The organism is Frankia casuarinae (assembly GCF_000013345.1).
In the GTDB taxonomy this organism is placed as follows: Bacteria; Actinomycetota; Actinomycetes; order Frankiales; family Frankiaceae; genus Frankia; species Frankia casuarinae.
In genome coordinates this window covers 2,617,781-2,638,542 of record NC_007777.1, presented here as the reverse complement: position 1 = coordinate 2,638,542, position 20,762 = coordinate 2,617,781, and the positions used below count along the sequence as shown (strand labels likewise).

Sequence of the window (20,762 nt, the reverse complement as noted above, 5' to 3'; positions counted from 1 at the left end):
TATTTGGTAAGGATCGTCCAATTACCAAGGGGCTGATTGCGGTGACGAGCGCGGACCGACACGACCCAGAGGTCGGGCAGTGGTGGAAGAGCCTTGCGGAGGAACGCAGCCCGGTCGACCTCAGGACCGACCAGCCGCACGCGGCCCGGATGTACGACTACTTCCTGGGTGGCAAGGACAACTTCCCCGTTGATCGGGAGGCGGCCGAGCAGGCACGGGCCGCCTTCCCGGGCGCCAGCATCGCCGCGGTGGAGAACCGGGCGTTCCTGCGCCGGGCGACCCGGTTCCTGGCCACCGAGGTCGGGATCCGCCAGTTCCTCGACATCGGCACCGGCATCCCCACGTCCCCGAACCTGCACGAGGTCGCCCAGGGCATCGCCCCCGACGCCCGGATCGTCTACACCGACAACGACCCGATCGTGCTCGCCCACGCCCGGGCCCTGCTCGCCAGCACCCCCGAGGGCCGCACCGCCTACCTCGACGCGGATCTGCGCGACCCGGAGCGCATTCTGGCCGCCCCGGAACTGCGCGACACCCTCGACCTGACTCAGCCGGTCGCCCTGTCCATGATCGCGATCTTCCATTTCATCCCCGACGCGGATGACCCCTACGGCATCCTCGGCCGGCTGCTGGCGGCCCTGCCATCGGGCAGTTATCTGGCGCTCACCCACGCCACCGCCGACGTCAACCCCAGCATGGAGCAGCTCTTCATCACGTACCGCTCCCGGGGCATCCCCGGGCAGCAGCGCACCCGGGCCGAAGTGGAACGGTTCTTCGCCGGCCTGGAGCTCATCGATCCCGGGGTGGAGATGGTCCATCGGTGGCGGCCGGAGGAGCCCGCCGCCGAGGGCGAGGGGCCGACCGATGCCGAGGTCAGTGTCTACGGCGGCGTCGCCCGCCTCGGGTAACCATCTCGGGTAGCCGCCGGCTCTCACCGGTTGTGCGGTCGCCAGCCGCTGCGGGCCCCAGGCCGGGGGCGGTGCGCTCACGCGGGCGGGTTCACCCGGGTGAGCCGGACGGCTCGAACGGGCCCGCAACGGGCCCGCCCGCACCCGCGCACCCTCCCGGCACCATGCCGAACCGGTTCGGGCGACGACCATGGACGGTATCGTCGGCACCGTGAGTATCGTCGGCACCGTGAGCACCGTACGGGTCTTCCTCCTGGACGATCATGAGATCGTCCGGCGTGGCATCCGCGAGATGCTCTCCGAGAACGGTGACATCGAGGTCGTCGGAGAGGCGTCCACCGCGGCGGAGGCACTGCGCCGGATCCCGGCGACGAGGCCGGACGTGGCCGTGCTCGACGCCCGCCTCGAGGACGGCAACGGTATCGACGTCTGCCGGGATCTGCGCTCGGCGCACCCCGAGATCGGCTGCCTGATCCTCACCTCCTACGACGACGATGACGCCCTGTTCGCCGCCATCATGGCCGGGGCCGCCGGCTACCTGCTCAAGCAGATCAGGGGCACGGACCTGGTCGGGGCCATCCGGACGATCGCCGCGGGCCGTTCCCTGCTCGACCCGGCCGTCACCCAGCGGGTCCTCACCCGGTTGCGGGAGGGCCCGGCCGAGGACCGCAAGCTTGCCACCCTCGGCGAGCGGGAACGCCAGATCCTCGTCCTCATCGCGGAGGGGCTGACCAACCGGCAGATCGCCGGGCGGATCCACCTGTCCGAGAAGACGGTGAAGAACTACGTCTCGGCCATCCTGGAGAAGCTGGAGCTGTCCAGCCGCACCCAGGCCGCCGTGTACGCCACCCGCATCGAGAAGTGACGGCGCCCGGAGACGCGACGGCACCGCGCGGGGATGGTCGCGCCGGACCCGCCGAGCGACGTCAGTCGAGGTGGGCGAGGACCGTCTGCAGGGCCTCGGCGACCGGGACGGCGGTGCGTACCACCGTCGCCGACGGCCAGGGGTCGGCACGGGCAGCCATCGCCCGGTGGATGGCCATCGTCGCCTCCGACGGGTCGGTGCCCGCGGCGGCGCGGCGCCCGATCCGGGCGGCCGCCACCTCCGGTGCCGTCACGCAGTGCAGCTCCACCAGGTCGGCGCAGACGCTTGCGGCGAGCTCGGCGGCGGCCCGGCGGTGACGCGCGCTCGACCAGGATGCGTCCAGCACCACCCGTTCCCCGCGGGCGAGAGCCGCCTCGGCGCGGCGCAGCATCTCGGCGTACGTCGCGTCGGTGATCTCGGGGGCGTAGCGCCCGGTGCCGAACCGCGGGTCGGAGGTCGCGGGGTCGCCGTCCGCGGGGTCGGAGGTCGCGGGGTCGGAGGTCGCGGCCGCGCCGGTACCGGCGTCGCGGCGGGCCCCGGTTCTCGTGGCGGTGCCGCTGGCGTTGCGCAGGGCACTGGCATACCCGCCGGCGGTGGTGTCCGCGGCCGGCCCGCCCTCACGCAGGGGCATCCCGGTCAGCTCCTGGCGGATCACGTCGGAGCGCAGCAGCACCCAGCCGTCACCGACCCCGGCCAGCCGGCCGGCCAGGGTCGTCTTGCCCGTCCCGGGCAGCCCGCCGACCACGACGAGCTGGACCCGGCCAGCCCGCAGATGACGGTGGGCGACGGCCAGCAGCCGGCGGGCCTCCTCGGCCGCGTCGGGATCACCCTGCCCGCCCCGGATACAGGTCACCTTCGCCCGGACGAACGCCCGGTAGGCGACGTAGAGATGCTGCAACGACCGCGGGTGCACCTCGCCGCTGAACTCCCGGTAGGCGTCGAGGAACTCGGCGGCCTCCTCCGGCGCGCCGAGGCGTTCCAGATCCATCGCCAGGAACGCGACGTCGCCGAGGACGTCACCGAAGCGCAGCCGCGGGTCGAACTCGATGCAGTCGAGGATACGGGGTCCGTCGCCGAGGCAGTAGATGTCGTCGGCGAGCAGGTCGCCGTGCCCGTCGCGGATCCACCCGGCGCGCACCCGATCGCCGAGCAGGGTCTCCCGGCCGGCCAGGTAGCGCAGCGCCAGTTCGCCGATCTCGTCGACCACCGCCGCGTCCAGCAGGGTGCCGCGGTAGGGGGAGATGCCTTCCAGGCCCTCCCGCCACAGCCCCTCCAGGGTCGCCCGCTGCCCCGCCACCGCGATCTCCGGTGAGGTCTCGCACCGCTGGTGGAACACCGCCAGCGCCCGGGCGACCGTGCGCAGTGCCGGGCCGACCCGGCTGCGCCGGCGGACGAGGGTGGACAGCCGCCGGCTCGCCGGCATCCGCCGCATCACGACCAGGTGGTCGATCACCTCACCGGTGTCGTCGAGGAGATCGGCGACACCCAGGTAGACGTCGGGGGCCAGCCGGCGGTTGAGCGCGACCTCCGACCGGCAGACCGACTCCCGGGTGCGGCGGTCGGTGAAGTCGAGGAAGCCCAGGTTCACCGGCTTCTTGCGCTTGTACACGCGATCGGCGGCCAGGTGCAGCGTGGCGCTGTGCGTCTCGTAGGTCTCGAACGTCTCCAGCTCGGACAGGTACAGGGCGCGCAGCCGGGGCTGGGCCGGGGTTGAGGCGGGGGACGGCGGGTTCGTCGGGGACAACATCCCTCCGGCCGCGTGATGGTCGTCCGCCCCGGTGGAGGGCGTCGCATCCCGCACGTACTGGATGGTCATGGCCCCTCCAGGGGGTCGCGTGGCAGGTCTGGCGGGTCGGGACACGGCGGTCGACGCTCGTCGCACCGCGTCGGACGGTCGGACGGTCGGACGGTCGGACGGGTGACGCCGGCGGTGTGGACAGATGAACGCCGACGTCCGATGGCTCCGAACATCATCGTCGCCGCCGGCGAGCATCCTCGCGACCGCCAGAGGTTGCCTACCCGGGGGCCCTTCGGACCATTCGTGGTGGACGTCCGACCCGACCCGGGCCGCACCCGCCAGCGGGTCACCGGCCCGGTCTAGCCGGCCAGCTCGGAAACCCCGGTCACCGCACCCCCGCCCGGTACCGGCCCGGTCTAGCCGGCCAGCTCGGGAACCCCGGTCACCGCGGCCAGCTCGGCCAGCGTGTCCGCGACGCTGCGGTGATGGATCGCCGTCCAGCCGCGCCGGCGCGCTGCCTCACAGTTCGCGGCGGCGTCGTCGATGAGGACGCAGCCCGGGCCGGGCTGGCCGAACGTGCGTTCGGCGAGGTCGTAGATGGCCGGGTCGGGCTTGCCGATCCCGATCTCATGGGAGTTGATGATTGACTCGAAGACCGACCAGTCGGGCAGCAGCGCGCGGCGCAGCGGCTCCCACTCGGCCACGCTGTTGGTCAGCAGTCCCACCCGCAGGCCGGCGGCGCGGGCGCGCAGCAGCCCGTCGACCATCACCGACTCCAGGGTACGACCGGCATACCAATGGTCCCCGAACCGGGACAGGTCAATGCGCGGCGGGTGGGCTGGCCCGAGGGCGTCCGTGACGAGGATCCCCCAGTCGTGCTGGCTGACCACGCCCCGTTCGAGGGGGCCCAACGTGCGCAGGCCCCACGTCGCCGCCACCTGGTCGAACGCCCGGCGCAGCTCGTGGGCGGGTACGCCCACGGCGGCGACCAGGTCGCGGAACGCCACAGCGATCGACGACGTCAGCACTCCGCCGAAATCGCACCAGATCGCCCACGGCACCACGCCGGCGGCCCGGGGCGCGGCCTCCCCTGGGGGCGCGGTCTCCCCCACGGGGGCGGGACGTCCCGCGGGCAGCGGTTCGGTCATGTCGGCTCGTCGGCGACGGCGAGGTCGTCGGCGTCGTCATCGATCTCGTCGACGCGCTGCCCACTGACCGGGTCGAACAGGTGCAGTCGGCGCGCGGGGACCCGGACCCGTAGCGGGGTGCCGACGTCCGGGACGCCGGCCTGGGCCGGGACGGTCACCGCCCACCGGGCCGGGCCGACCTCGTCCGGGCCGGCGTCCCACTCGCCGGTCTCCCCCGCCGCGGCGGCCCCGCTCACGCAGTGGACGACGACCACGTCCCCGGTGAACTCGACCACGTCGACCAGCCCCTCCATGACCAGGCCGGCACCGGCCAGGCCCGCACCGGCCAGGCCGCCCGCTGCCGCGGCCCGATCGGGCCCGGCCTCGATGACGCCGTCCCCCGGCCGCCAGCCGAGCCAGGCCCGGGGCAGCGTCAGCGGTCCGGCCAGGCGCGCGGACAGCCCCGGTGCCGCGAGCGCCCCACCGCCGTTCGTCACCTCGACCAGGTGCAGGTTCATCGCCGGACTGCCGACGAACGCGGCGACGAAGACATCGGCCGGCCGGCGGTAGACCTGCTCGGGCGTGCCGGCCTGCGCCACCCGTCCGCCGTTCATGACCACCAGATGGGTGCCCATGGACAGCGCCTCGAGCTGATCGTGGGTGACGAGAACGACGGTGTTGCCCAGCTCGCGGTGCAGGCGCACGAGTTCGGCCCGGGCCTGCTGGCGTAGCTGGGCGTCGAGCGCGGAGAGGGGCTCGTCGAGCAGGAGCACACTCGGGCGGCGCACGATCGCGCGGGCGAGGCCGACACGCTGGCGCTCACCACCGGAGAGCTGCCCAGGTCGGCGGTGTCGCAGGTCGGCGAGCCCCAGCAGGACGCAGGCCTCGGTGACCCGGCGGGAGATCTCGCCACGGCTCGGGCCCGCCCCGCCCGCCCCCCGGCGCAGAAGTCCGAGGCGGCCGCGGTTGTGCTTCGCCTCGAGCCGCAGGCTGAAGGCGATGTTCTGCTCGACGGTGAGATGTGGGTAGAGCGCGAAGTCCTGGAAGACCATCGAGACCCCGCGCGCGCCCGGTGGCGTCGCCGTGACGTCCACCCCGTTGATCGTCAACCGGCCTTCGTCGGGGGTCTCCAGCCCGGTGATGACCCGCAGCGCGGTCGACTTCCCGCATCCCGACGGCCCGACGATCACCGTGAAGGACCGGTGCGGCAGATGCAGGTCGGCGACGTCGAGCGCGGGCCGCCCGGTGCCGCCGTACCGGCGCATGATCCCACGGAAGTGCACCCCCCCGCTGGGGGCGGGGAGCTCCGGCGGTGGGGCCTCGCCGAGGATCGGCCGGCTGGTCACGGTGGTGTCGGTCATCCGGTGCTCATCTCAGGCCAGCTTGGAGGAAAGCGTCGGTGATGCGGCGGGAGGCGAAGAGATAGACGATGGTCACCGGGATCGAGGCGAGCATGGCCCCGGCGAGCAACGGGCCGTACTCCGGGCCCTCCTGGGTCTCGAACATCTGCAGGCCCGGCTGGATGGTCGTCGTGTCCCGGTGGGGCGCGACGAGGGTGGGCCAGAGATACTCGTTCCACGTCGTGATGAACACGACGACGGCCACCGCCGCGAGCGCGGGGCGCAGCAGCGGCAGGACGATGTGGCGCAGCGTCTCGGCGTGGCTGGCGCCATCGAGGGTCGCGGCGCCGAGCAGGGTCGGCGGGATGCCGCGGATGTGCTCGCGCAGCAGCAGCACCGCCAGCGAGCAGGTGGCCAGCTGCGGCACGATCAGCCCGGCGAAGGTGTTGCGCCAGCCCAGCCGGGAGACCAGCAGGAACTGTGGGATCATCAGGGCCTGCGGCGGGACGACGAGGGCGATGACCACCAGCGCGGAGACGAGCCGCTGCCCGGCGTGGGAGAAACGGACGAACGACCAGGCGGCGAGTACCCCGGCGACGAGGTGCAGGATGGTCACGCCCGTCGCCATGACGAAGGTGTTCAGCAGCAGTCGGCCGATGGGGAACCCGTCGATGGCGTTGCGGTAGTTGCTCAGGCTGGCCGGGATGGGCAGCGGGTTGGCGCCGTAGATGTCCGCGGGCGGCTTGAACGAGGTGGTCAGCGCCCACAGCATCGGGAAGAGCATCGCGACGACCGCCACGGCGAGTACCACGTGCCGGCCGGCGGCGCGGGTGGCCTGGACATCAGAGCGCGGCACGGCGCCTCCTGGTCAGCGCGGTCAGCGGGGCGGCGAGGGCGGCCGCGAGCCGGGTGGTCGGCCGGTCCCGGCCCGGGGCGCCGAACGTGCCGGCGACGCGGCGGGCCAGCGTCGACAGGCCGAACAGGGCGCACAGGACCACCACGATCGTCAGCGCCGCCGCCGCGCCCGTCCCGGCGTCGAAGTAGGTGAACGCGTAGGTGTACAGACGGTAGTAGACGTTGTCGGTGGTGTTGTCGGGGCCGCCCTGGGTGAGCACGGCGATGTTGGTGAACGTCCACTGCCCGGCGAACACCGCGCACAGGAACGACAGCAGGATCGTGGTGCCACGCAGTTGGGGGACCACGAGACGGCGGGTGATCTCCCATTCGGTGGCGCCGTCGACGCGGGCGGCGTCGAGGCAGCGCCGGTCGATCGCGGCCAGTGCCGCGCCGTAGAGCAGCATGTTGAGCGCGACGAACCGGGCCGCGGTGACGAGCGAGATGGCGGCGAGGGCGGTCGAGGGATCACCGAGCCAGTCCCGCTCGCCCAGGCCCAGCCCGCCGGTGACGACGTTGACGATCCCGCCGAGCGGGTCGAGGACGAACCGCCAGGACAGCGCGTTCGCGACAGGGGCGAGCATCACCGGCAGGAACAGCAGGGCCCGGTAGATGTCGCTGGTCCGACCGGGCCGCTTCCACAACATGATCGCCAGCGCCATCGGGACGACCGTCGCGAAGGGCAACATCACCAGGACGTAGAGGCCGGTGCGGCTCAGCGCCCGGGGGAACTCTTCGCCCTCGAACAGGCCGCGGAAGTTGGCAAGCCCCACGAAGTCCTGGTCGGGTTTGATCAGGTCCCAGTTCGTCAGGCTCAGGTACGCCTCGAAGAGCAGCGGCCCGTAGACGAAGACCGCCAGCGACACCAGTACCGGCGTCTGGTAGAGCCACGGCACGGCGCGGCGTGCCACCGTGGCCGGGAGGACCCCGCGCGGGCGTGCCGCGCGGGGCCGGGTGCCGATCATCAGGAGGAGAGTGCGCGGATCTTCTCGGCGGCCTTGCTCAGGGTCGCCTGGGGATCGGCCCCGCGCAGGACGATCGGTTCGACGGCCTCGTCCTGCAGCACGACGACGGCCTGGTTGGCCTTCGCCCCGCGGAACGAGGTGTAGGGGGTGACGGTGTCGAGCTGGTCGAGGGCCGGTTCCAGCAGCTTCACGATCGGGGTGCCGGCGAGCTTCGTCGCCACGCTCTGTCGCAGCGGCAGGTAACCGATCTTCGAGGTGATGATCTCGAAGCCCTCGTCGGAGGTGAGGAACTTGATGAACTCCCAGGCGGCGCGCTGCTTGGCCGGGTCCTTGGCCAGCACCGCGAGCCCGGCGCCGGAGTAGGTCGGGCGGGCGGGTTTGGTGCCGAAGGACGGCAGACCCGCGGTGCGCAGCTCGAACTTGCCCGCCGCCGCCTTCTGGGCGCTGGCGAGCAGCGCCGTGCTGGTGACGAACATGCCGAGGTCACCCTTGGTGAACGCGGCCAGGGCCGCTTCGGCCTTGACTCCGGGCTGGGCACCCGAGGCGGTCAGGTCGGCGATCGTGGCCAGCGCCTCGACGGCCGGCTGCTTGTCGAGGGTGACGCCGCCGTTCTTGTCCACCAGCGAGCCGCCGTTGGAGTTGACGACCGACTGGGTCAGGTAGTCCGACTTCCCGCTGTCGACGACGCTGATGTAGACGCCCTGCTTACCGGTCGCCTTGATCTTCAAAGCGGCGGCCTTGACGTCGGCGAGGGTCGTCGGCGGGTGTTGCGGGTCCAGGCCGGCGGCGCGGAACAGGTCGGCGTTGTAGTACATGACCGGGATCGACATCGTGAACGGCATCGCCGCGACGACGCCGTTGGTGGAGACGGCCGACAGGATGCTCTTCGAGATGCCGGCGGTGGCCGACTCCCACTCGCTGCCGGCGACCTTCTGGACCGGGGTGATAGGCAGGGCGTCGACCGCCTCGGCCATCTTGCTCCAGCCGATCTGGGCGACGTCGGGCGGATCACCGGCGGCGGTGTCGGTGCGCAGCCGGGTGAGGACGTCCTTCACCGCGACGCCCTGCGGCTTGACCGTGATCTTCGGGTGCGCCTTGGCGAAGGCGTCGAGCAGTGCCTGGGTTCCCGTACCACCGAGACCCGGGGTGCCGTAGTTGTAGGACAGGAAGGTGATGGTCGCCGGGGTGTCACCTTGCGGTGTCGCGGCCGGGGTACCGGAGGCGGTGTCGCTGTCCGAGCCGCAGGCCGCCACGGCGAGCAGGCCGACCGCGGCGGACAACGCCGTGACGACCAGCCGGGCCCGGTGCCGCCGCGGACGGCGGCCCGGGCGTTCCTGTCCTGCGTCCCGTTCTTGTCCTGCGTCCCGTTCATGTCCAGCAGCATCGTCGTGCCGGGAAACGGCTGTCACACCAGTCGCCTTTCACGCGTCGGAGCGATTGCGTCACCCGAGGGGTGATCGCGTCCCGGGAACAGGTCGCAGCCCGGGAACAGGCTGCCCCCCAAGGGGGGCAAGACGTCGGCGGAGGTCATGCGACGTCGAACTTGCGGGCCGGGGCGGCCAGGTGCACCGGCCCGTCGAACACCCGCTCGGCCTCGGCGCGCCGCGCGGCCAGCCACTCGGGGTCGTCGGTGACGAAGTGGGTGAGCACGAGCTGACCCACCCCGGCGAGCCGGGCCGCCTCGGCCGCGTCGAGGGCGCTGAGGTGGCCGTGGTCGCTGTCGTCGGTCAGCTCGAGGGTGGCCTCGGCGAGAAAGAGATCGACGCCGCGGGCGAGGTCGACGAGGGCGTCGGTCACTCCGGTGTCGCCGGTGTAGGCGAGGCTGGCGTCCGCCGTCTCGATGCGGATCCCGCAGTTCGGTACCGCGTGGCGCAGCCCGTGCAGGCTGACCAGGCAGTCGCCGATCTTGAAGGTCTCCCCCGGGTCGTACTCGCGGACGTCGAAGGCGACCTCGAACGCCTTGTCCAGCAACGGGATCGTCGCGACCGGAAATAGTCCGGCCAATGTCCGGAAGGTGTCCAGGCCGCCCCGTGGAAGGTAAAGCGGAATCGGTTCGCTGCGCGTCGGAATGTCGCGTGCCGGCAGCGTCGGGAATCGCATGGGATACCGGGTCCGGCTGGCCAGCAATGCCTTCCCCACCGGCAGGAGATCATAGCAGTGATCGGAATGCAGATGACTGATCACAATACCGTCGAGCACCGCGGGATGCCCCAGCGCGCTCAGCGCCGTCGCGGCGCCGGGGCCGCAGTCCAGCAGCATCTTCGTCTCCGCGGTGCAGACGAGGTAGCTGGAGCTGCACTGACCGCCGGTCGGCATTCCCGACCGGCAGCCCAGGACGGTCAACCGCATACGTTCATCCGTTCATCTTGATGTTCCGCTCTTGGTGTTCCGTTGGGAACATTCCGTTGGGAACATGTGGAACATTCGGCGCCGGGGTGCGCGAGGATTTCCGCTGTCATCCGCGATGCTGCTGGGTGGCGCCGTCGCCGGCAATACGGAACTTTCGAACGGACGATTGCCCCAGCCAATCGTCATCTACACGCGCCGCCGTCGCCGAACGGCCCGTGACGAAGAACATCGGGTCGGTCCGGCGGCGGGGGCCCGAAGGTGCCGGGGGGTGCGGGCTCAACCACCGGAAGCCGGCTGCCCGTCGTGGGCGAGGACCGGCACCTGCGGCGCGGCAGGCGCGGGGACGGCGTCCTCCCCGAAGGGACCCGCGTTGTCCAAGCTGCGCAGGAACGCCTCGACGACGGGCGGCGGGTCGGGGTGCCAGACCACCTGCACCCCGACGGTGGGCACCGGCTCGACGAGCCGCACGGCCGCCAGGCCCTTGCCGGGCACGAAACCACTGCGGACGGACGAGGCGAATCCCACGACCGACTTCGTCGTGACGATGATCCCCGTGGCACCCGAGTCGTCGACCTCGTCGGCGACCGTCAGGCTGATGCCCGCCCGGCCGGCCGCGGCGAGGATCGCGTCGTGCATGGCGGGGCTCTGTTCCCGCCGGAACAACACACACCGTTGACGCGCGAGCTCCCGGAACGACGCCTGCTGGCGGTCGGCCCACGGATGGTGGTGGCCGACGATGGCGACCAGCGGCAGGGTGAGAATCCGTCGCGACTGCAGCCCGACGGCCGGCGCCCCGCCGAACACGAGCGCCACGTCCACCTTGCGGTCGTGCAGGGCGGCGAGCGTCGGTCCGCTGCGGGCCTCCCAGAGAACCGTGGAGATGCCAGGGTAGTCGGCGCCCAACCGGACGAGGGTCGGCTGGAGCACCCGCTGCCCGGCGGGGAAGTTGAAGCCGATGGTCAGCACGCCCACGCGGCCCGAGGCCGCCTCCCGGGCCGCCGACACGGCCCGGCGCGCGGTGTCGAGGACCCGCCGGGCCTCGACCTCGAACGCGCGGCCGGCCGCGGTGAGCCGCACCTCGTGGGAGGTCCGGCTAACCAGTTCGACACCGACCTCCCGTTCGAGGCGCTGGAGCTGCTGACTCAGCGACGGCTGGGCCAGGTGCAGCCGGGCCGCCGCCCGCCCGAAGTGCAGTTCCTCGGCGATTGCGAGGAACGAGACGAGATAGCGGAACTCCATGCGGGTCTCCACGGCACCTCCCCGCAGAAAAATATCGTTCCGGAATACCGGCGGCGAAATATAAAAAAAACGGACGGTGAAATTCCCGTGTTGATTGGCCGCCCAGCCGATCATGGATGATGGCCGCGGATCATCGCCAGCGGGCTGGGGCCATGGGTTACCGGCCCACCGGGCCCGCCGGACCCACCGATCTTTTGTTGATCATGATAGCCGAGTGGGCGTCAACACCGTTGATTATCTTGCTCGGGGTGAGGGAGGACCGGCCGGGCACCAGACGACTGGCTCGGAATCGAACCGCCCGCGGCGGACTCTCCCCCGCCCGCCGCGGACCGCGTCACCGCCGGGGACGGGGACGCCGGCACCCCCGCGGGCGACCTCCTAGACCGCTGGTCCGGCTGCCCGAGAAGGTCTGCTGCCATGGGATGAGCGTGCGGCCCGCCGGGTTCATCGCGGTTTCACGGCAGTTTCAGGTGCCGGGTCCGTCCCGGCAATCGCCGGGGCGCCGCGTCTGGCAGCCTGGCGGTGTGTGGTCACCGTGGGGCGGGCTGCGCTCCATGGGCCGCTCCATGGGCCGGTCCGTGGAGCGGTCCGTGGGCCGGCTCGTCGACTCCACCCCGCCGTCCCGGGCGCGCGACGTCGACTTCCTGCGCCTGGCGAGCGTCTGTGTCGTGGTGCTGTGGCACTGGGCCCTGTCCATCGACCACTTTCGCGGGGGCGTCCTCGTGATGCCCAATCCGATCGCGCGGATACCGTTCGCCTGGCTCGCGACCTGGCTGCTCCAGGTGATGCCGGTGTTCTTCGTCATCGGTGGCTTCGCCCACCTGGCGGCCTGGGACGCGGCCGGTCGCGCCACGGGGTCCCCGCGCGATGATCCCGCGCGTCCCTGGGGCCCGCGGGCACGGCGCTTCCTGCGGGGGCGGCTGCGCCGCCTGTTGCCCCCGATGGCGGTGTTCGCCGTCGTCTGGGCGGCGGTCGACGCCGTCCTGCTGCTCGCGGTCCCCGACTACCCGGGTCTGCTGCGCTATGGACGGGCCGTGCTGGTGCCGCTGTGGTTTCTCGCGGCGTACCTGGGGGTCATCCTGGTCGTGCCGGTGACCGCGGCGGTCCATCGGCGGTTCGGCCGCCGGTTCATCCTGCTGTTGGGCGCGGTCGTGGCGCTCGTCGACCTGGCGCGGTTCGGCACCGGCAGCACGGTGTTCGGCTATGTCAACACCGGTCTCGTCTGGGTTTTCGCCCACCAGCTCGGGTATTTCTGGCGGGACGGCGTCCTGCGCGGGCCGCGGCGGGCGCTGCTGACGGCGCTCTGCGGGCTGGCGGGGCTGGCCCTGGTGACGACGCTCGACGAGTATCCGCGATCGATGGTCGCCACCGAGGGAGCCAGACGCGGCAACATGTTCCCGACGACCGCTGCGATCGCCGTGCTCGCCGTCTTCCAGCTCGGTCTGATCCTGCTCGCCGCACCCGCCCTGAACCGGATGCTGGCCCGGCGCCGGCCGTGGACGGCGGTCGTCACGGGCAACGCCGTGATCATGACCGTGTTCCTGTGGCACATGACGGCCCTGCTGCTCGCGATGGTCACGATGCGGGCGGTCGGGCTGCCGATGCCCGACGAACCGACCGCGACCTGGTGGGCCGGGCGACCGCTGTGGGTGATCCTGCCCGCGCTCTTCCTGGCGCCGTTGATCGTCCTGTTCGCGCCGGTGGAGCGCGGGGCCGCGGCCCCGCGTGGACCGGCGCGCACCGGGCCGGACGACTGAAAACCTGGGTTAGCCAGTATTAACCAGGCGGGCACCGGCTGTCCCGGAAGGCGGTAATGTGCCGACCGTGTCCTTCAGCCTCGAAAAACCGCCGCCAGCAGGATCGCGCCGGGAGCGTATCCTCGCCGCCGCGGCCCGGTTGATGGCCGAGCGCGGGTACCACGGGGTGAGCATCAACGACATTGGCCGGGCCGCGGGCGTCTCCGGGCCGGCGTTGTACAAGCATTTCCCGAGTAAGCAGGCGATCCTCGGCGAACTGCTGATCGGCATCAGTGAACGCCTGCTCGCCGAGGGCACCCGTCGCGCGGCCGCGGCGCCCAGTCCGGACGGCACGCCCAGTCCGGACGGCACGCCCAGTCCGGACGGCACGCTGGACGCGCTCGTGCGCTGGCACGTCTCCTTCGCTCTCGACTCACCCGAACTGATCCGTATTCATGATCGCGACCTGACCAGTATGAACCCGGCCGACGCGCGCACCGTGCGCCGGCTGCAACGCGGCTACGTCGAGCTCTGGGTCGCCCAGCTGCGCGCCCGCAGCCCCGAACTCGCCGAGGGCACCGCCCGCGCCGCCGTCCACGCCACCTTCGGCCTGCTGAACTCCACCCCCTACAGCGCGGTGACGATGAGTCGGCCGCAGCTGGCGGACCTGCTGCACCGGCTCGGCCTGGCCGCCCTGCTCGCCGCGGGAGCGCGGCGCCCGGCACCCGGGCCGGCCGCCACCCGCTGATGATCTTTCGCGGGGTGCCGGCGGTGTTCTCGCGAGCCTCGTGACCTACAGACCCAGTTCGCGCGCGATCAGCATCTTCTGGACCTCGCTGGTGCCCTCGCCGATCTCCAGGATCTTGGCGTCCCGCCAGTGCCGGGCGACCGGGTATTCGTTCATGAACCCGTAGCCGCCGTGGATCTGCGTGGCCTCGCGGGCATTCGTCACCGCCGCCTCCGAGGAGAACAGCTTCGCCATCGCCGCCTCCTTCTTGACGGGCAGGCCGGCGAGCATCCGGGAGGCCGCGTCGTAGTAGGCGGCACGGGCCACGTACGTCCGCGCCTCCATCTCGGCAATCTTGAAGGCGATTGCCTGGTTGCGGCCGATCGGCGCGCCGAATGCCTCCCGCTGCTTCGCGTATTTCACGCTCTCGTCCACGCAGGCCTGCGCCAGCCCGACGGCCAGCGCGGAAATCGCGATCCGGCCCTCGTCCAGGATCTGCAGGAAGTTCGCAAAGCCGCGGCCGCGCGCACCGAGCAGATTCTCCGCGGGCACCCGCACGTCGTCGAAGGTCAGCGGATGGGTGTCGGAGGCATGCCAGCCGACCTTCGAATAGGCCGGACCGGCGGTGAAGCCGGGGGTGGGCACCGGCACCAGGACGGACGAGATCTCCTTGTGTCCGGCCGGGGTCCGCCCCGTGACAGCGGTGACGGTGACGAGCCGGGTGATGTCGGTACCCGAGTTGGTGATGAAGGCCTTCGAGCCGTTGATAATCCAGTCGCCGCCGTCGAGCCGGGCGGTGGTGCGGGTGCCGCCAGCGTCGCTGCCCGCGTCTGGTTCGGTCAGCCCGAACGCGGCCAACGCCCGCCCGCTGGCGAGCGACGGCAGCCACTCCTCCCGCTGCGCCGGCGTGCCGAACCGGTAGATCGGCATCGCGCCGAGGCCAACCCCGGCCTCCAGCGTGATCGCCACCGCTGAGTCGACCCGGGCCAGCTCCTCGATGGCCAGGCAGAGGGCGAAGAAGTCGGCGCCCTGCCCGCCGTACTCCGCCGGGAACGGCAGACCGAACAGGCCCATGTCGGCCATCTGCGCGACGACCTCGTACGGGAACGTCTTCTCCTCGTCGTGCCGCGCCGCCCCGGGGGCGACCACCTCGCGGGCGAACGCCTCCACGGCCTTGCGCAGGGCTTCCTGCTCCTCGCTGAGCCGGGTGTCAGGCATCGCTGTCCTCCCCGTCGTGGAAGCGGCACCCGCTACCAGGGCGTTCAGGGCCACCAGGGCATTCAGGCCAGGATCCGGCGCCGGCGGGCCTCCGAGACCGATTCCCCGCGCCGAGCGACCCCGAGCTTGGTGTAGATGCTCTTGAGATACCACTTGACGGTGTTGATGGTCAGACCGAGGTTACGCGCGATTTCCTTGTTCGACAGTCCGCGGTCCAGCAGACGGAGGATGTCGATCTCGCGGGCGTTGAGCGGCTCTTCGGGAGCGGGGTTCCGCTCGGCCGGGCGATCGATGATGGGGATCGCCGCCCGTTCCGCGTCCGCGTGGGCCGTGGCGAGCAGCTTGGACAGGTAGTCGGAGGGCACGGTGGGCAACTCCACCGGCCACCGGCGGCACCGGCTCGCGTCCCGCAGCTCGCCAATGATCTTCAGGAGTTCCGGGCCGGCGTCGGTAACGGTGCGCACCAGACCGCAGCGGGCCCCGGCGACGACGGCGGGCACGAGGGTGCGCAGCGCGGTGTCGGTGTCGCCGGTCAGCGAGTGCACCACCGCGAGGTCGATACGCGTGGCCGTTTCGGCGTACCGCCAGGCCACGGAGCTGCTCTCCTGGTGCATCTGGGACAGCAGCCGCAGGGCACCGTCGTAGTCGGCCTGGGCGGCCATGACCCGCGCGCGCATCGCGAGCTGGTAGTGGCGGGTGGCCATGGCGATGCCGTCGCCGCCGCGGGCGACGTCGTCGCTTTGGCGGGCGAGCACGTTCTGGGCGCGCCCGAGGTCCCCACGGGCCAGGTGCAGCCGCAGGCGTTCGTGATCGACGGCGGCCGACAACCGAGGCAGGACGAGCTGGCTCGCCGCCTCGCTGCCCTCGTCGAGCAGGTGCCAGACGTCCTCGATCTCACCGCGCAGGGTCTTGATGCGGGCCAGCGTGGAGTAGGTGGCGATCATGAGATCGGCGACGCCGCTTTCGGCACCGAGCTCGTGGCACTCCTCCAGCAGCCGCTCGGCGGCGTCGATGTCGCCCCGCTCGTAGTACAGCCGGCCCAGCAGCGCGCCGGCCAGCCGGGCGGCGTGCGAGCGCGGCCCGGCGGCTTCGCGGGCGAGGGCCACGGCTTCCCGGTACAGGCGTTCGGCGGTCACCAGGTCAAGCTGGGCGAACGCCGCGAGTCCGGCGAAGCAGCGCCCGTACACGCCGGCGAAAGGCCCGCGGGTGGTGTCGTGGAAGGCATTGGCCCACCGCTGCCGCGCCTGCGCGGTGTCGTAGGCGAAGGTGTGGATGTCGACGAAGGTCCGGATGTTGGACGACACTGCGACCAGCCACGGCCGGTAGCCGGAGTTCTTCGCAATGTAGGGGGCGATCAGGTCAGCGGCGCGGTAGATCCGGTCACCATAGACGTCGATACAGGCCTGGACGACATCGGCCTCGCCGAGGATGTCCTTACCGGTGTCGCTGGTGTCGTCGGGTGTCAGGGCGGCACGCACGTGGTCGAGCGCGACCTGCGCGGGCTGCGCCCGTTGCAGCAGACAGTTGGCCCAGGCGATCGCGATCTGCAGCCGCGACCGGCCGGGCAGCAGCGCCGACGGCAACTTGTTGACCAGGCTGAGCAGGACGGCCATCCGGCTGTGCTCCACCAGGTGCATGGCCTGCCGCTCCACCAGGTCCACCGCCCCGGCGTCGTTACCGGCGGCCAGGGCATGGGTGACCGCCTCACCGAGCAGACCGTGATCAGCGAACCAGGCCGACGCGGTCCGGTGCAGGGTCACCACCCGATCCGCATGATCACGCTCCAGGCGGCGGCGCAGGTAACCCACGAACAGATGGTGGTAGCGAAACCACTCCCGATTGTCGTCGAGCGGCCGCAGGAACAAGTCCCGCCGTTCCAGCTCCTCCAACAGCGCCTGCCCCCGCCGCTGCCCACTCACCGCCGCCGCCAGATCACCGCAGAGCCGATCACAGACGGAAGTCGTGAGCAGGAAGTCGAGCAGATCCGCGGGCAGCGCATCGAACACGTTCTCGGCGAGATAGTCACCCAGGGAGTGATGCCGCCCGGAGAAACCGCGGATCAACGCCGACGGGTCGGCGCTGTCACGCAGCGACAGGGTCGCCAGCTGCAACGCGGCGACCCAGCCATCGGTACTCGACCACAGCCGATGCACGTCCGTGCTGTCGAGATCCAACTCGTTGAGCTCAAGCAGGAAGGCCGCGGATTCCCGATGGTCGAACCGCAGCTGCGTGGCGTCGATCTCCGTCACCTGGTTACGCACCTTCAACCGGCCCACGGCCGGCGACCGGGTCCGGCTGGTGACGATCAGATGCAGGTTGGCCGGACCCGCTTCCAGCAGGAACTCCAACGCGGCAACAGCCTGCGGGGCGTCGATGAGATGCCAGTCGTCGAGCACGATCGCCAATGGCCGCCGATGCTCGGCAAGCTGGTTGACCAGCTCGGTGAGCACATACCGCTGCGCGTCGTCGGAATGCCCCTCCAGCACCTCGACCAGGTCACCGCCCAGGGTCGGTTCGACCCGGCGCACCGCTTCGATGAGATGGCTGAGGAACCACACCGCGTCGTTGTCGTCCCGGTCGAGGCTCAGCCACGCCACCGGCACCCCCTCGGCGCGCAGCACCCGCTGCCACTGCACCGCCAGCGTGGTCTTCCCGAACCCGGCCGGCGCGTGGATCAAAGCCAGCCGCCGGGCCCGGCCATCTCGCAACACGTCGAGAAGCCGGTCCCGGCCGACCAGCTGGGTGTCATAGGTGGGTGCCTGAAACTTCGTGGACACGGCCAGCGTGGGACGTGCCTTGGTGTCCATCCAGCTCGCCTCGCTTCCGAGGGCTCCCCGCCCGGCTCCCCTGCCACGCGTTCGTGACGATACTCACACACCCTCGGGCTGATTTTCGCACTGGCCGCCCAGGCCGCAACACTTTGGGCGTCACCAACCGGGCCAGCCGGCCCGCAGCGCCTTCTTGTCCAGCTTGCCGTACACGGTGGTCGGCAGGGCCTCGACGACCCGCACGGCCTTGGGCTGCTTGTACCGGGCAAGCTCGACCCGACAGTGCGCCAGCAGCTTGGCCTCGTCGAACGCACCGGTATCATCGGGCACGACGAACGCCACGACCGCCTCACCCCAGTCCGGATGCGGCACCCCGACGACCGCGACCTGCCCAACCCCAGGACAGGCCGCCGCCGCGTTCTCCACCTCCGTGCTGTACACGTTCATCCCACCGGTGATGATCATATCGTTCTTGCGGTCCAGCAGATAGACGTACCCCTCGGCATCCATCCGCCCGATATCCCCAGTATGCAACCACCCGTCCCGCAGCGCCTTGGCGGTCTGCTCGGGCCGGCCCCGATACCCCACCATCGTGTACGGCGTGGCGGCGACGATCTCCCCGACCTGACCGCGGGGCAGCTCCCGGCCAGCCTCGTCGACCACCCTGACCGTGGCCATGACGACCGGCTGACCACAGCTGGCCAGCCGATGCTCCCCGTCAGGATCAAGACGATGATCCTCACGGCGAAGACGGGTGATGAAGTTCGGCGCCTCCGACTGCCCGTACAGCTGCATGAACACCGGGCCGAGCACCTCCAGGCCCTGCTCCAGCCGCTCCCGGGTGATCGGCGCGGCACCGTACAGGATGGTCCGCAGCGAGCTGAGGTCCAACGCGCGGCCCGCCGCCCGGTCAAGCACCCGGTAGATCATGGTAGGCACCATGAACGTGAAGGTCACCCGGTCGGCGGTGATCCGCTCAAGCACCAGCTCCGGGTCGAACCTGGTCTCCAGGAAGTGCCGGGCCCCCTTGAGCATCCCGGCCTGCAGCAGGAAACCCGCGCTGTGCGGCAGCGGCGACATCAACAGCAGCACCTCGTCGTCGAGCAGCCCCATCTCCATCACGTGCGAGAACAGATTGAGCGCGAGATTCCGCTGGGTGTGCATCACCCCTTTGGGCAGACCGGTCGTACCCCCGGTATAGACGATCAACCCCGGGTCGGTGGGTGTCGGGTCGACCTCCGGCACGGTGGTCGGCTGCCCGGCCAGCGCGTCGTGCCACGCCACCACCCCGCCCGGGCAGTCGTCCGGGTCGGCGACGGCGATGACCGTCTCCAACAGGGGCGGCGCGGAGTGCAGCGCAGCCGGGAGCATCCCCGCATCGGCGAGGACGACCCGGGCCTCGCTGTCCCGCAGAATGTAGTCGATCTCGCTGGCCGACAGCATGTCGTTGAGCGCCACCTTGACCGCGCCACACCGCAGGATCGCCTGATCCGCGACGATGTACTCGGGCCGGTTGGACATCATCAACGCCACCGACACCCCCGGCCCCACCCCCGCCGCACGCAGCCGGTGCGCGAGCTGGTTCGCCGCGGCCACGATCTCGCCGTACCCGTAGGTCCGCCCCTGATAGTGCAGGGCGGGACGCGCACCGAACCGGTCCAACGCGTCGACGAACACCGCCTTCAGGGTCAGGTCACTTTTCCCGGTGAGATCACTCATCGCACACGCTCCAGGACACTCGCATAGTTGGCGACCGCCAGGCCACCCATGTTGAACACCCCGGCGACGGTGGCCCCGGGGATCTGCATCGCCCCGGCGGTGCCGGTGAGCTGCAGGACCGCCATCACATGCTGGGACACCCCGGTGGCACCAACCGGATGACCCTTGGCCTTCAACCCCCCGGAGGGGTTGACCGGCAGCGTGCCGTCCCGGTCCACGACCCCACCGAGGATGACCTGCCCCCCGCCGCCCGGCGGGCACAACCCGACGACCTCGTACTCCAGCAACTCCGCGATGGTGAAACAGTCGTGCAGCTCCAGCAGGTGCAGGTCGGACAGCCGCACCCGGGCCTGCCCCAACGCCGCCTGCCAGGCCCCATGCGCGGCGGCGAACGCCAGCGGATGACGCCGCGCGGCCGGCAGGAAATCGTTGGCCTGCGCCAGAGCACGGATCCGCACCGCCGGGGCACGCGGCGCACCACCCGGCGCGGCCAGCACCACCGCGGCGGCACCATCCGAGACCGGACAGCAGTCCGTACGCCGCAGCGGACCCGCGACCACCGGATTACGCGGACCGACCGTGCTACAGAACTCGAAGCCGAGATCGGAACGCAGATGGGCGTACGGATTCACCACCCCGTTACGATGATTCTTCGCCGCGATCCGCGCCAACGCGTCACTGTGATCACCATACTTGGTGAAGTAGGCCTCGGCGACATCGGCGAACAACCGCGCGAACCCGGCAGGCGCGCACTCGCCGGCATGCTCATAGTCGGCACCCAGCAAAGCCCCACCGACAACCTCGGCCGACGCGTGGGTCATCTTCTCCGCCCCGACCACCAGCACCCGGCGCGCCTGCCCGGACCGAATCGCCCGCACCCCGCACAGCAACGCCGCCGACCCGCTCGCACACGCGTTCTCCACCCGGGTCGCCGGGGTGAACAGCAGATCGTCATCGGCCTCCAGCACCAGCGAGGAAGGAAACGCCAACGGCTGCAACCCCGCGTTATAGGTACCGAGAACAATCTCGTCGATCTCCCGCGGGCGCAGACCCGCCGACGCGATCGCCTCCCGCGCGGCGGCAACGATCAGCGACTCCAGAGTCTCCTCGGGCAGACGGCCAAACGGGGTATGACCCCAGCCCACGATCTCCACGTCGTCCACGTCGGA

At 71.1% G+C, this 20,762-nt stretch carries 16 protein-coding genes; 4 read left to right on the top strand and 12 right to left on the bottom strand.

Translation table 11 applies throughout. The features are described 5' to 3' along the window. Window positions 1–41: 41 nt before the first annotated feature. Together FRANCCI3_RS11345 and FRANCCI3_RS11340 are read left to right on the top strand one after the other, a co-directional pair. A complete protein-coding gene (locus FRANCCI3_RS11345) occupies window positions 42–908 on the top strand; it encodes an SAM-dependent methyltransferase (RefSeq protein WP_011436673.1) in 867 nt (288 codons plus the stop codon). A gap of 229 nt (window positions 909–1,137) precedes the next feature. Beyond that, on the top strand, window positions 1,138–1,773 hold the full coding sequence (locus tag FRANCCI3_RS11340; protein WP_035733062.1) for a response regulator: 636 nt from the start codon (window positions 1,138–1,140) through the stop codon (window positions 1,771–1,773). A 61-nt stretch (window positions 1,774–1,834) separates the two neighbouring features. Here the strand turns inward: FRANCCI3_RS11340 and FRANCCI3_RS11335 are convergent, their stop codons facing one another. The 8 genes from FRANCCI3_RS11335 to FRANCCI3_RS11300 all read right to left on the bottom strand — a co-directional run bounded on the left by FRANCCI3_RS11335 (window position 1,835) and on the right by FRANCCI3_RS11300 (window position 11,425). Continuing rightward, a complete protein-coding gene (locus FRANCCI3_RS11335; protein WP_011436671.1) occupies window positions 1,835–3,589 on the bottom strand; it encodes an AAA family ATPase in 1,755 nt (584 codons plus the stop codon). A gap of 338 nt (window positions 3,590–3,927) precedes the next feature. After that, complete coding sequence (locus FRANCCI3_RS11330; RefSeq protein ID WP_108913807.1) at window positions 3,928–4,659, bottom strand: HAD-IA family hydrolase; 732 nt, start codon at window positions 4,657–4,659, stop codon at window positions 3,928–3,930. Continuing rightward, entirely contained in the window at window positions 4,656–5,999 is a 1,344-nt protein-coding gene (locus FRANCCI3_RS11325; protein ID WP_011436669.1) for an ABC transporter ATP-binding protein, read from the bottom strand. Before FRANCCI3_RS11325 ends, FRANCCI3_RS11330 begins: the two co-directional genes overlap by 4 nt. 7 nt (window positions 6,000–6,006) lie before the next feature. Beyond that, a complete protein-coding gene (locus FRANCCI3_RS11320; protein WP_011436668.1) occupies window positions 6,007–6,834 on the bottom strand; it encodes a carbohydrate ABC transporter permease in 828 nt (275 codons plus the stop codon). Continuing rightward, the gene (locus FRANCCI3_RS11315; protein WP_085949871.1) at window positions 6,821–7,837 is read right to left on the bottom strand and encodes a carbohydrate ABC transporter permease; all 1,017 of its coding nucleotides are present in this window, start codon (window positions 7,835–7,837) and stop codon (window positions 6,821–6,823) included. Before FRANCCI3_RS11315 ends, FRANCCI3_RS11320 begins: the two co-directional genes overlap by 14 nt. Further along, window positions 7,837–9,246: an ABC transporter substrate-binding protein gene (locus FRANCCI3_RS11310; RefSeq protein WP_011436666.1), complete on the bottom strand. Its 1,410-nt coding sequence runs from the start codon at window positions 9,244–9,246 to the stop codon at window positions 7,837–7,839. The genes FRANCCI3_RS11315 and FRANCCI3_RS11310 overlap by 1 nt, the downstream gene beginning before the upstream one ends. Window positions 9,247–9,364: 118 nt before the next feature. Beyond that, on the bottom strand, window positions 9,365–10,186 hold the full coding sequence (locus tag FRANCCI3_RS11305; protein WP_011436665.1) for an MBL fold metallo-hydrolase: 822 nt from the start codon (window positions 10,184–10,186) through the stop codon (window positions 9,365–9,367). A 276-nt stretch (window positions 10,187–10,462) separates the two neighbouring features. Then, entirely contained in the window at window positions 10,463–11,425 is a 963-nt protein-coding gene (locus FRANCCI3_RS11300) for a LysR family transcriptional regulator (protein WP_011436664.1), read from the bottom strand. A gap of 578 nt (window positions 11,426–12,003) precedes the next feature. Here FRANCCI3_RS11300 and FRANCCI3_RS11295 point away from each other — a divergent pair. Both FRANCCI3_RS11295 and FRANCCI3_RS11290 read left to right on the top strand, forming a co-directional pair. Then, window positions 12,004–13,182, top strand: coding sequence for an acyltransferase family protein (locus FRANCCI3_RS11295; RefSeq protein WP_236701507.1), 1,179 nt, complete (start codon window positions 12,004–12,006; stop codon window positions 13,180–13,182). Window positions 13,183–13,240: 58 nt separating this feature from the next. Beyond that, window positions 13,241–13,909 (top strand): TetR/AcrR family transcriptional regulator, encoded by a 669-nt coding sequence (locus FRANCCI3_RS11290; protein WP_011436662.1) that lies wholly within the window; start codon window positions 13,241–13,243, stop codon window positions 13,907–13,909. 45 nt (window positions 13,910–13,954) lie between these two features. Here FRANCCI3_RS11290 and FRANCCI3_RS11285 read toward each other — a convergent pair whose 3' ends face one another. The 4 genes from FRANCCI3_RS11285 to FRANCCI3_RS11270 all read right to left on the bottom strand — a co-directional run bounded on the left by FRANCCI3_RS11285 (window position 13,955) and on the right by FRANCCI3_RS11270 (window position 20,756). Next, a complete protein-coding gene (locus FRANCCI3_RS11285; RefSeq protein WP_011436661.1) occupies window positions 13,955–15,106 on the bottom strand; it encodes an acyl-CoA dehydrogenase family protein in 1,152 nt (383 codons plus the stop codon). A gap of 62 nt (window positions 15,107–15,168) precedes the next feature. Next, window positions 15,169–17,913, bottom strand: coding sequence for a LuxR C-terminal-related transcriptional regulator (locus tag FRANCCI3_RS11280; RefSeq protein WP_011436660.1), 2,745 nt, complete (start codon window positions 17,911–17,913; stop codon window positions 15,169–15,171). 120 nt (window positions 17,914–18,033) lie between these two features. Then, window positions 18,034–19,593 carry a class I adenylate-forming enzyme family protein gene (locus FRANCCI3_RS11275; protein ID WP_011436659.1) on the bottom strand — a complete coding sequence of 520 codons (1,560 nt, stop codon included), beginning with the start codon at window positions 19,591–19,593 and terminating at the stop codon, window positions 18,034–18,036. After that, complete coding sequence (locus FRANCCI3_RS11270) at window positions 19,590–20,756, bottom strand: acetyl-CoA acetyltransferase (RefSeq protein ID WP_011436658.1); 1,167 nt, start codon at window positions 20,754–20,756, stop codon at window positions 19,590–19,592. The genes FRANCCI3_RS11275 and FRANCCI3_RS11270 overlap by 4 nt, the downstream gene beginning before the upstream one ends. Window positions 20,757–20,762 lie beyond the last annotated feature (6 nt).